The sequence below is a fragment of the Mojavia sp. genome, assembly GCF_059505145.1.
Genome location: NZ_JCACKA010000047.1, coordinates 495,754 through 506,881, shown reverse-complemented (window position 1 = coordinate 506,881; position 11,128 = coordinate 495,754). Strand labels below are relative to the sequence as shown.

9 protein-coding genes are annotated in these 11,128 nt (G+C 41.9%); 7 read left to right on the top strand and 2 right to left on the bottom strand.

The features are described 5' to 3' along the window. Window positions 1-4 precede the first annotated feature (4 nt). From AC5JL8_RS09330 to glgA, 4 genes are all read left to right on the top strand, one after another. Window positions 5-403 (top strand): hypothetical protein, encoded by a 399-nt coding sequence (locus AC5JL8_RS09330; protein WP_495879571.1) that lies wholly within the window; start codon window positions 5-7, stop codon window positions 401-403. 82 nt (window positions 404-485) lie between these two features. Beyond that, on the top strand, window positions 486-908 hold the full coding sequence (locus AC5JL8_RS09325) for a lysozyme inhibitor LprI family protein (RefSeq protein WP_495879493.1): 423 nt from the start codon (window positions 486-488) through the stop codon (window positions 906-908). A gap of 162 nt (window positions 909-1,070) precedes the next feature. Further along, on the top strand, window positions 1,071-2,042 hold the full coding sequence (gene hemC, locus AC5JL8_RS09320) for a hydroxymethylbilane synthase (protein WP_495879492.1): 972 nt from the start codon (window positions 1,071-1,073) through the stop codon (window positions 2,040-2,042). A 270-nt stretch (window positions 2,043-2,312) separates the two neighbouring features. Next, a complete protein-coding gene (gene glgA / locus AC5JL8_RS09315) occupies window positions 2,313-3,755 on the top strand; it encodes a glycogen synthase GlgA (protein WP_495879491.1) in 1,443 nt (480 codons plus the stop codon). A gap of 16 nt (window positions 3,756-3,771) precedes the next feature. On the opposite strand, the gene AC5JL8_RS09310 is transcribed toward glgA, so the two are convergent. Then, on the bottom strand, window positions 3,772-4,611 hold the full coding sequence (locus AC5JL8_RS09310) for a response regulator transcription factor (protein ID WP_495879490.1): 840 nt from the start codon (window positions 4,609-4,611) through the stop codon (window positions 3,772-3,774). A 153-nt stretch (window positions 4,612-4,764) separates the two neighbouring features. Further along, on the bottom strand, window positions 4,765-6,741 hold the full coding sequence (locus AC5JL8_RS09305) for a scytonemin biosynthesis sensor histidine kinase (RefSeq protein WP_495879489.1): 1,977 nt from the start codon (window positions 6,739-6,741) through the stop codon (window positions 4,765-4,767). A gap of 736 nt (window positions 6,742-7,477) precedes the next feature. On the opposite strand from AC5JL8_RS09305, the gene AC5JL8_RS09300 reads away from it, so the two are divergent. From AC5JL8_RS09300 to scyB, 3 genes are all read left to right on the top strand, one after another. Next, on the top strand, window positions 7,478-7,672 hold the full coding sequence (locus tag AC5JL8_RS09300; protein ID WP_495879488.1) for a hypothetical protein: 195 nt from the start codon (window positions 7,478-7,480) through the stop codon (window positions 7,670-7,672). A 198-nt stretch (window positions 7,673-7,870) separates the two neighbouring features. Beyond that, window positions 7,871-9,718, top strand: a complete 1,848-nt coding sequence (gene scyA, locus AC5JL8_RS09295; RefSeq protein WP_495879487.1) for a scytonemin biosynthesis protein ScyA — start codon at window positions 7,871-7,873, stop codon at window positions 9,716-9,718. 330 nt (window positions 9,719-10,048) lie between these two features. Further along, on the top strand, window positions 10,049-11,110 hold the full coding sequence (gene scyB, locus AC5JL8_RS09290) for a tryptophan dehydrogenase ScyB (RefSeq protein WP_495879486.1): 1,062 nt from the start codon (window positions 10,049-10,051) through the stop codon (window positions 11,108-11,110). Window positions 11,111-11,128: the final 18 nt, after the last annotated feature.

Here is an 11,128-nt window from a genome sequence, read left to right as displayed (position 1 = left end):
TGCGATTGTATCGAGTGACAATTCAATTGCATCGACTGACAATGCGATTGTATCGAGTGACAATTCAATTGCATCGACTGACAATGCGATTGTATCGAGTGACAATTCAATTGCATCGACTGACAATGCGATTGTATCGGGTGACAATTCAATTGCATCGACTAACAATGCCATTGCATCGGGTGACAATTCAATTGCATCGACTGACAATGCGATTGTATCGAGTGACAATTCAATTGCATCGGCTGACAATGCGATTGTATCGGGTGACAATGCTATTGCATCGCCTTGCAAAAATTATAAGAGTGCGATCACACACCCGACATATCGCCGCAAGCTAGAAGCCTGGAGCTTTGTTCAATTAGCCGCACCATTCTATGGTGATGGCGAGATTTCGGGATAATGAGAGATTTAAATCCAGCTTATTTCAGTGCGATCGCATCCTCAATACCCAACGGACAAGAATCTGGTAGGATGCAATTATTATGAATAACTTATTACTTACTTCTTTGAGTATTCTTGCCCTCAGCAGTTTGTCTATTGCTGCTGTGGCAATGGCAAGCACAACACCGGAAACTACAAAGATACACTTAGCGCAAAAGTTCAACTGTAATAACGCTCAAACTCAAGTAGAAATCAATCGATGCGCTCAGTTGTCTTATCAGAATACTGATAAAAAATTGAATCAAGTTTATAAACAACTTCTACCAACTTTATCTAGTTCTAGAAAACAGAAATTAATTAATGCACAGCAAGCATGGATTAAGTTTCGAGATACTAATTGTGAGTTTGAAAGAAGTCAATATGAGGGTGGAAGTGTTGCACCTACTATTTATTTTGGTTGCCTAGAACAGACTACACAACAGCGTACCCAGCAGTTACAGCAATATCTCAAACCCGACCCTTAAGAGAACTGCTACCCGGTACTCCTGTAGTTACAAAAATGTTAATAAATGTAAATAATAAACAGAATAAACTTTATGTGAATTCGGCAATTACAACCCGGTAAGTCACTCACTGCGGTAGTCTAGATGAAAGTGAATTTATCGCCCGGTTTGACATATTGTTTTATGACTTCAGTTATTTCCAGCCCCGCACGCACAATTCGCATCGGTTCTCGTAAAAGCCAACTCGCCCTAGTTCAGACCTACTGGGTACGAGAGCAACTTCAAAAAAGCTTTCCTGATGTTTGTTTTGAAGTCCATACCATGTCTACCCAAGGCGACAAAATCCTGGATGTAGCATTAGCCAAAATTGGTGATAAAGGATTATTTACCAAAGAACTAGAAGTGGGAATGCTCAATCAGGAGATTGACTTTGCGGTTCATTCCCTCAAGGATTTGCCAACGAATTTACCACCAGGGTTAACTCTAGCAGCAATTACAGAGCGAGAAAACCCAGCAGATGCATTGGTGCTGCATGAAAAGTACAAAGGTCAGCAAATTGATACCCTACCAGAGGGTGCAGTAATTGGCACATCTTCTCTGCGGCGATTAGCACAGTTACGCCATAAATTTCCCCACTTTACTTTTAAAGATGTGCGGGGAAACTTGAATACACGTATGGCAAAATTAGATGCAGGCGAATATGATGCCTTGATTTTGGCAGTAGCAGGGTTAGAAAGATTGGGAATGAGCGATCGCGTTCATCAAATCCTACCCAAGGAAGTTTCTCTGCACGCCGTTGGTCAAGGAGCATTGGGTATAGAATGCCGTGCTGATGATACCGAATTGATATCCTTGCTCAAAGCTATTGAGCATCCTCAAACACGCGATCGCTGTCTCGCTGAAAGAGCTTTTTTACGGGATCTTGAAGGCGGTTGTCAAGTACCTATTGGTGTAAATACTGAAATTAACGATGAAGAGTTAACATTAACGGGTATAGTCGCTAGTGTAGATGGCAAAAAACTGGTCAAAGATAGCGTCACAGGCAAAGCCAGTAACGCCGAACAGCTAGGTACAGAACTAGCTAATCTCATGCGCCAACAGGGAGCGCAGGAAATTTTGGATCAAATCTTTACCGAAATCCAACGGGGTGCATAAGGGATTGGGGATTAGGTACTGGGTACTGGGGATTGGGGACTGGGTACTGAGGACTGGGGGACAAGGGGATAAGGAGAGAAATTCTTATTGTTCACGACTCAGCACTCAGCACTCAGGACTCACAACTCACGACTGTTTTGGTAACCAGATGTGATTAGATCAGAATTGATTGCCGTTGCACAAAAGTGTGCCAAGTATGTTTGGTCACGTTTGCTGCGATCGTGAGGTGACATTGACAATATTCGCAGAATCGGGGGAATAAAATTTACCATGCGGATTCTATTTGTAGCAGCAGAGGCAGCTCCCGTTGCAAAAGTTGGAGGGATGGGTGATGTTGTGGGAGCATTGCCCAAAATCTTGCGAAAAATGGGGCATGATGTGCGGATATTCTTGCCTTACTATGGCTTTCTACCAGACAAAATGGAGATTCCTCAAGAACCCATCTGGCGGGGATATGCCATGTTCCAGGATTTTGCAGTTTATGAAAGCATTCTGCCTGGTACAGATGTTCCTTTGTACTTATTTGGACATCCAGCTTTTCTCCCCCGCCGCATTTATTCTGGAGAAGATGAAGACTGGCGGTTCACTTTGTTTGCCAATGGTGCGGCTGAGTTTTGCTGGAATTACTGGAAGCCAGAAATAGTCCACTGTCATGATTGGCATACTGGCATGATTCCTGTGTGGATGCACCAAGATCCAGATATTATGAGCGTTTTTACTATTCATAACCTGGCTTATCAAGGGCCTTGGCGTTGGTATTTGGAGAAAATTACTTGGTGTCCTTGGTATATGCAAGGTCATAACACCATGGCAGCGGCAGTGCAATATGCCGATAGGGTAAATACAGTTTCCCCGACTTATGCCGAGCAAATTAAAACACCCGCTTACGGTGAAACGTTAGAAGGTTTGCTATCTTTCATTAGCGGTAAGTTATCTGGGATTATTAACGGCATAGATACCGAAGTTTATAACCCAGCAGATGACAAATATATCGCCCAAACCTTTACTACCGAATCCCTAGACAAACGCAGAGCTAACAAAATTGCCCTACAAGAAGAAGTGGGGTTAGAAGTTAACTCTAATGCCTTTTTAATTGGGATGGTAACACGGTTAGTAGAACAAAAGGGTCTGGATTTGGTGTTGCAAATTTTAGATCGCTTCTTGGCTTATACTGATGCCCAATTTGTATTACTGGGAACAGGCGATCGCTACTACGAAAGCCAAATGTGGCAGTTGGCATCCCGCTATCCTGGACGCATGGCTAGTTACCTACTGTATAACGATGCCCTGTCTCGTCGCATTTACGCCGGTACTGATGCTTTTTTGATGCCTAGCCGTTTTGAACCCTGTGGTATTAGCCAAATGATGGCTTTGCGTTACGGTTCTGTACCGATTGTGCGTCGTACAGGCGGATTAGTTGATACTGTATCGCACCATGATCCAGTTAACGAAGCAGGCACTGGTTATTGCTTTGACCGTTATGAACCGCTAGATCTGTTTACCTGTATGATTCGCGCTTGGGAAGGCTTCCGCTTTAAACCTCAATGGGGCGAGTTGCAAAAACGCGGTATGAACCAAGACTTCAGTTGGTATCAATCTGCCAAGCAATACGTCAAACTGTACAGAAATATGGTCGGCTTGCCAGAGGAAGAAGAACCTACACCAGAACCAGAGCTAGTGTTAAGTGAAGCGGTAGCTAATAGCAAATCCTGAGATGCTTTTAGCACTTCTAGCATGGTTGCGGCTGTTTTTCTACCATAATTTGATGCTGTTTGCGCCAAGCATGGGGAGGTAAACCGTGATGTTGGCGGAACTGGCGGGAAAAATGAGACACATCTTGATAGCCCAATGCTTTAGCAATTTGCTCGACTGTCTGGTTACTATTGTCGAGTTGAAGCAAGAAACGGGCTTCCGCCATCCGCCGTTTGACAATCCAGTTGTTGACAGTATCTCCTGTCTGCTTTGATACTCTGTTAGTTAAATAAGCAGGCGAATATCCAACTGCCTCAGCCACATCACATAGAGTAATTCCTTCGTCATAGTGCTTTTCGATAAAGTCGAAAACTTCTTTTAATTGGGGAATACTGGGAAAAATCGACTCAGACGGGACAGTTGGTGCAATTTGATTAGCAATTACTGGTTTAGGTGTTGTCTGGAATTTAGTAGCCCACCAGTATTCGATAGTAGCTTGCTTTTGCAACCGGGTAGCGATCGCAGCAAGCAATTCGTCTAGCGTAGAAGGTTTAGTAAGAAAGTCATCAGCTCCCAACTCCATACCTTTGCGAACAGATGCCTTAGCGTCGCTGCCAGTGAGAAAAATGAAAGGTATGATTGCTGTCAGGGGTTCTTGGCGCAGCTGAGTGAGAACGCTGTAACCATCTATATCGGGCATCAAAATATCGCAAATTACTAAGTCGGGTAAATGCTCTTGTGCTAGCTGGATACCAGCAATACCGTTTTCAGCACCTATCGTGTCGAACCCTTCAGCCTCCAGTCCACATAAGAAGAGATTGCGGGTAATAGCATCATCTTCAATTACGAGAATTTTTTTTGGCGATTCGTACATCATTGTTTATATCACTAGAATGTTCGGCAGGAAATGGTTAGCAAGCTCTGTACTGAGAGTTAATTATGGCGATGAGATGAATTATTTCCTTCTAACAGTTATCATTGTTGAGTTTATTAACAAATGAATACTTATAAATCACACTCTGGTACTGTTTTATGTGACTGATGGCAGCATCACAGTAAAGGTTGTGCCTACACCAACTTCACTCTCCACACTAACTTGACCGCCATGCAAGTCCACAAGGGTTTTGATAATCGATAACCCTAGTCCAGTACCGGGTACATGGTCGATATTTGTGCCTCGATAAAATGGTTCAAATATTCGTTGTTGTTCCTCTACGGGAATCCCAATACCGCTGTCTTTGACTTGGAAAATTACTTTTTCATTTTCAATAGAAAGTGTAAAATCAATTGCACTACGATTTAACGAATACTTAATTGCATTTTCGAGCAAGTTCTTGAGAATCGGCTCTAGCAGCTTTTTATCTATGCAGGCTGTTAAACTTTGCGCTTCACTAACAAAATTAATTTGGTTGTGCCTACTGCTCATCTGCATTTGCGCCACTAAACCATCGCAGAACTGAACTAACTCAAGGGGTTTTGGCTCAAAATTTATTTTTGCTGATTCTGCCTTGGCAAATAACAGAATATCATCCAATAGATGGCTAATCTGTTCGACACCTGCTTGAATATGATCGAGTAAGGGTAGTATTTTTTCTTCCGTCCATTCGTCGATATGCCGTTTTAATAAGCTATTAGAGAATGAAACAATATTCAGTGGCGTGCGGAATTGATGGCAGACCATAGAAAGGAAACGCGCTTTGAGTTCGCTGAGTTGTTTTGCTTGTTTTAAAGCCTGGATAAGCTCCGATTCTGCATGTTTATAATCGGTGATATCAATACCTGAGATCAGTTCAACGGGTTTTCCCCCAAAATCCAGCCCGTCGTTAAGGATTGTTACCGCGCAAGCTAGCCAACGCTCCGCGCCATTTTTTGTCAGGATAGAAATTTCTTGGTATTCAAAGTTAGTTCCTTCACTCTGGCGACTTCCCAGCCTGCGTTTTTTGCTCTTGATTAATCGACGAATATCAAAACTAGTTAGTAGTTCTTTTCTGGTATAGCCAGTGAGTAGCTCCACAGCCGGATTTATGTAGCAAAGTCGCGTGCCTTGAATCAAGAAAGTGCTAGCGTCTGTCGTTTCTGCCAAAGTCCGAAATCTCGTTTCGTTTAAGCGTAGTGCTTCCTCAGTCTGTTTGGACTCAGTAATGTCCCAAATGCTCCACACTCTGCCAATAATTTTTTCACCAAGCCATTGAGGTTTAGAGTAGTGTGCGAAGAATCTTCCATCCTTTAACTCCAGAATGTCGTAACTCTCGAAATCAGATTCGCTAGAGACTTCCCATAAAAGTCGGCTAAAGGCTTCTGGCTCTTTAAGTTGGGTTTCAAAAAAAGTTTTACATCGAGGACATTTCTTGGAGAGGATCAAAGACTCTGGAATCTGCCACATATCCAAAAATTTCTGATTAACGCTGAGAATATCTCCTTCAAAGCTAACTGCAATGATCCCGTTGGCAGTAGATTCCAAAGTAGAGCGAAGTAGAGACAGAGATGTTTCCAGTTCTGCCTCCTTCGCCTTGAGTGTAGAAACTTCCTGTTGCAAATGGACTTTAGTATCTCTTAATTCATCAGTCCATTTTTGTACGCTCATCTCTACAACTTCATTACCCTTCTCCCGAATAAAGGCACAGCAAAACTTCCTACCCTGGTGTTCTATATAAGTGAGTGATACTTCCGCCAGAAATATTCGCTGTCCCTTTGTGCGATAACGTGATTTAAAGGTAAGTAAATTTCCTGTGCCGCTTGTCACTAGCGTTTGCCATTTCTCTGACCAATTGTGTAGCGCAAAGTCTAGATCTATGTCACTCAGCGTCATGGATAGTAATTCTTCACGGGAATACTCGCTCATGAAGCAGGTTGCGTTATTTACGTAGATAAACTGCGCGTTTGCTCCTAAACAAAAGGCTGCTTCTACGGAATGATTAATTAGAAAATAAGCAAATTCTAACTCCGCTTCTGACTGCATCGCCAATTGAGATTTGGATTGAATTAATGGATACCCCTCACAATTCATATCCCTAATTGCTCCCTATAATAAGTAGGCAACCTAGCCATTTATGAGCTAATAATCACAAATTTAACTAACCTTTAATTTGCTAATTAACTTTAATTTAATAAAGTTAATTAGCAAATTAAAAAAAGTTTACTAATAGTTGGATTGATTATTATTTTACCAACAAATACTGAATGATCTACCTTAAAGTTTAAAGTTTAGATGAAGCTGTTGGTGATAATTATTAATTTAAACAGATTTTAAAAATAAGGAAAACAAAAAATAGAGTATACAATTTTTTTACCTGTAATTATTGCCAGATAAAGGTTTTAACTTATTAATTTTTAGCTAAACAATATATTTGATTAAGAGAAGATTAAGGTATCTATCTATGACAAGTAAACTTTTAATTAACAATGTAAATACATTTCTCCTATTAACTCTAACTTAAATGTACTGGTAATTTTTCGTTCATTAATCTAAAGTATTAACTTTTATTAAGTCCTTCTCAGGAATTTAACTATAAAGCAATCTGCTGTGCCATCTACCAGAAGGAATAGATTTTATTTGAAGTTATCTTGAAGATTTGCCGTAAGAATGTATTTAAAAATACATCAAGTCAAGTAAATTCTTGTATTGCGCTGAGTCATCTATCATACGAAAGAAATTTAATTAAAAGATTATGCGTAGATTGCTTATGTATCTATCAAAAGACATAGTAATGTTGAATAATATATATGTTTTTCAACATAAATAATTGACTGAAAAATATAGAACAGCGATACAGATTACCCCGGATCGCCAGGTATCAATTTCCAATATTGGCGAAGTAGCTAGTGTAGCGATCGCAACAAAAGACAAAAACGAAAAAATTGATATTCCCATCAAAAGATTTTTCATTGCTAATGGGTCTTTATCTCTTCTATTCTGCTTGTTAGAAGCACATTCTTGATTGTATTGCTTATTTTGTAAAGTTTTTGGTACTAGTCTCACAAACAGCAATCGCAAGTAATCAAATATCTCAACTGTTGACTAAGCTCGTTCATAACCGAGAAAGCCACAAAATATTTCGTGCTAATGCTAAATAGCACAATAGTTAAATTTTAACATCAAGAGCCTTTGTGCAAGTTTCTGGAATTATGTGAAAGCAATGAGTCAAAAATCTACTGGTTCAAACTCTCCTCTAATCACCACCGATCAATATAGGGAATTGTCACCGAACAGCTATATAGAATCTGCAAATGGCAATTCCCATCAACTTAACGGAACAGCCCCAACACTTTCAGTTGCAGATGCAGCTGCCCAAATGCTGGAAGAGTTAGGAGTGGGCTACGCTTTTGGCGTCGCGGGAGGTGCGATGGCCAGCCTTTGGAATGCGCTGTCGAATAGCACCATGCAGGTGCTGAACTTCCGCCATGAAGCGGGAGCCGCTTTTGCCGCAGTCGAAGCATACTTTGCTAGTGGTCGTCCAACTGTAGTGTTTACCACAGCAGGGCCAGGTATCACCAACGCCCTCACCGGGTTGTTTGCTGCCCGTGGAGAAGGTGCAAAAGTGATTCTGCTGTCAGCTTGCACCTCAGCACCACAACGCGGACGTGGGGCGATTCAAGAAACCAGCTCCTACACATTGCCCAGTGGCGGTATTTTTACCTCAGGTGCGCTATTCAACTATGCAATCACCGTGGAATCTGCTGCTCAACTACCGCAGATTTTTCGCAAACTGGCTCTGGCGTTAGCTCAACCAGGAGGATTTGTTGCCCATATCAGCATTCCCACTGGTGTGCAAACAAGTTTAGCTGATGATATATCCTTGCCTAAACTCGATATTTCTTACCCAGCGATCGCACCTCACAAAGAAGCGATCGCCAAATCTGTAGAGTTACTATCTTCTGGGCCTTTTGCTATCTGGCTTGGTTTTGGCGCTCGTAACGCAGCAGACGAGATTCGTCAACTCGCTGAAAAAACAGGGGCAGCAGTGATGTGTTCACCCCGTGCTAAAGGCATCTTTCCCGAAGATCATCCCCAGTTTGTGGGTGTTACAGGTCTAGGCGGTCATACTTCCGTCTTGACTTATATGGAACAGGAACCACCACTACACACACTCGTACTAGGAACTCGTCTGAGTGAACCGACTTCTTTTTGGAGTTCGGCAATGGTTCCCAAAGGAGGCTTTATCCATGTAGATATTGACCCAGAAGTACCAGGGGTAGCTTATCCACACGTTGAAACTTTCCCGATTCAGTCTGACATCAAAGAATATGTGCAGGAACTATTGCAGCAGTTGCCAGATACTCCTGCTATTTACAAACCTTTATCCCTACCTCGTCCAGAACCCAAAGTAGTTGAACCAGACGCAGACATAGACTATCCTGTGCGGCCAGAAGTATTAATGGCAGCGATTCAAAAAATCATTGTTGAGGGTAGCGATGCGGTAGTCATGGCAGAGTGCGGTAACTCGTTTACTTGGTCAACTCATCTACTGCAATTTGCCCAAGCCAATCGTTATCGAGTCAGCACCGGTGTCGGGGCAATGGGTCATGCGGTCACAGGAGTATTGGGTGCAGCAAAAGCGCGGAATGGCAAAGCTGTAGCCATTGTCGGCGACGGTGCAATGCTGATGAATAACGAAATCAGTACAGCCGTAAAATACAAGATTCCTGCCATTTGGATTGTACTCAACGACGCTCGTTACAATATGTGCCATCAAGGGATGAAAGTATTGGGATTAAAAGGCGCAGATGCAACCATGCCACCAACAAATTTTGCGATGATTGCTCGTGGTATGGGAGCCGAAGCGATCGGAGTCGTCAGAGAGTCAGATATTGAAGCGGCCCTAGAGCAAGCGATCGCTTCATCTGTTCCCTTTGTCATCGATGTCGTGATTGATCCTGATCGACTTGCACCTTCTGGCGCTCGTAATAAGAGTTTGGCAGCACAAGGAGTTAAATCAACTTCAGGTAAAAGTTCAGCCAAACCAGTTTCGTTTCCAGCGGTTTGAGTTGAAAGCACGATGATTTTGTGCAGTTGCTGGAAACACTAAAACGCCACCAATAATCTGGAGTTTACCACTCATATTGAATTGGTAGATTCGCAATTTTCATCCCGACAGATAAAGAATGAACTTAGAGGCTACAAGCTTTCCATCCTAGCAATTACTACGCCACACCAACTGGGATTCAACATTTTAATTTCTCAGCATTCTTTTTTCATACTTTATCTTTGTTTGCGGGAACTCCTCAGCGATCGCCGTTATCCGGGTGTCCACATTCCTTTATTGGTCGTTCATTACTTGCTTGAATTAATCCCAAATCAATATTGAGAGACCAAGATGCTGCTATTTGAAACTGTTAGAGAAATGGGCCACGAGCAAATTCTCTTCTGCCATGGAAAAAATCCGGATATTAAGGCAATTATTGCCATCCATGACACAACCTTGGGGCCAGCAATGGGGGCAACAAGACTATTTCCTTATGTCAGCGAAGAAGCTGCTTTAAAAGATGCACTGCGTCTGAGTCGTGGTATGACTTATAAAGCTGCCTGTGCCAATATTCCGGCTGGTGGAGGCAAAGCAGTAATTATTGCTAATCCCGAAAATAAGACAGATGACCTGTTGAGAGCTTATGGACGTTTTGTTGATAGTCTCAATGGACGTTTTATTACAGGGCAAGATGTCAATATCACCCCTCACGATGTGCGGACAATCAACCAAGAAACTAAGTATGTAGTTGGGGTATCGGAAAAGTCTGGTGGGCCTGCTCCGATCACATCTTTGGGGGTGTTTTTAGGAATCAAAGCTGCTGTAGAGTTTCGTTTGCAAAGCAAACAACTAGAGGGGCTGAAAGTTGCAGTTCAAGGTCTAGGAAATGTCGGTAAAAATCTCTGCCGACACTTACATGAACATGGGATTAAACTTTTTGTTACCGATGTAGATCCAGTTAAGACCGAAGAAGTAAAAAAACTTTTTGGCGCAACTGTTGTAGAGCCAGATGAAATTTACGCTCTTGATGTAGATATATTTGCTCCTTGTGCTTTAGGAGGAATTATTAATAGTCATACAATTCCTTCCCTACAAGCTGCAATTATTGCTGGTGCTGCTAATAATCAGTTAGGCGAAGAACAATTACATAGTCAAATGCTTGCAGATAAAGGAATTCTTTACTGCCCTGATTATGTAATTAACGCTGGAGGACTAATCAATGTCTACAACGAAATGATTGGTTATAACGAAGAAAAAGCCTTCAAGCAAGTAAATAACATTTATGACACGCTGTTAGCAATTTTCAATATTGCTAAACAGCAGGAAATTACTACTAACGATGCTGCTAAAAAATTAGCAGAAGAACGGATTATGAGCGTTAGCAAAAGCAAGCTTAAAGAAATTGCTGCTTAATTGTTATTTACTAACCGC

Excerpts from the sequence above, each read along its gene's own strand:
- AC5JL8_RS09325 (WP_495879493.1), top strand. The coding sequence starts at position 486 with ATGAATAACTTATTACTTACTTCTTTGAGTATTCTTGCCCTCAGCAGT.
- hemC (WP_495879492.1), top strand. The coding sequence starts at position 1,071 with ATGACTTCAGTTATTTCCAGCCCCGCACGCACAATTCGCATCGGTTCT.
- glgA (WP_495879491.1), top strand. The coding sequence starts at position 2,313 with ATGCGGATTCTATTTGTAGCAGCAGAGGCAGCTCCCGTTGCAAAAGTT.
- AC5JL8_RS09310 (WP_495879490.1), bottom strand. The coding sequence starts at position 4,611 with ATGATGTACGAATCGCCAAAAAAAATTCTCGTAATTGAAGATGATGCT.
- AC5JL8_RS09305 (WP_495879489.1), bottom strand. The coding sequence starts at position 6,741 with ATGAATTGTGAGGGGTATCCATTAATTCAATCCAAATCTCAATTGGCG.
- scyA (WP_495879487.1), top strand. The coding sequence starts at position 7,871 with ATGAGTCAAAAATCTACTGGTTCAAACTCTCCTCTAATCACCACCGAT.
- scyB (WP_495879486.1), top strand. The coding sequence starts at position 10,049 with ATGCTGCTATTTGAAACTGTTAGAGAAATGGGCCACGAGCAAATTCTC.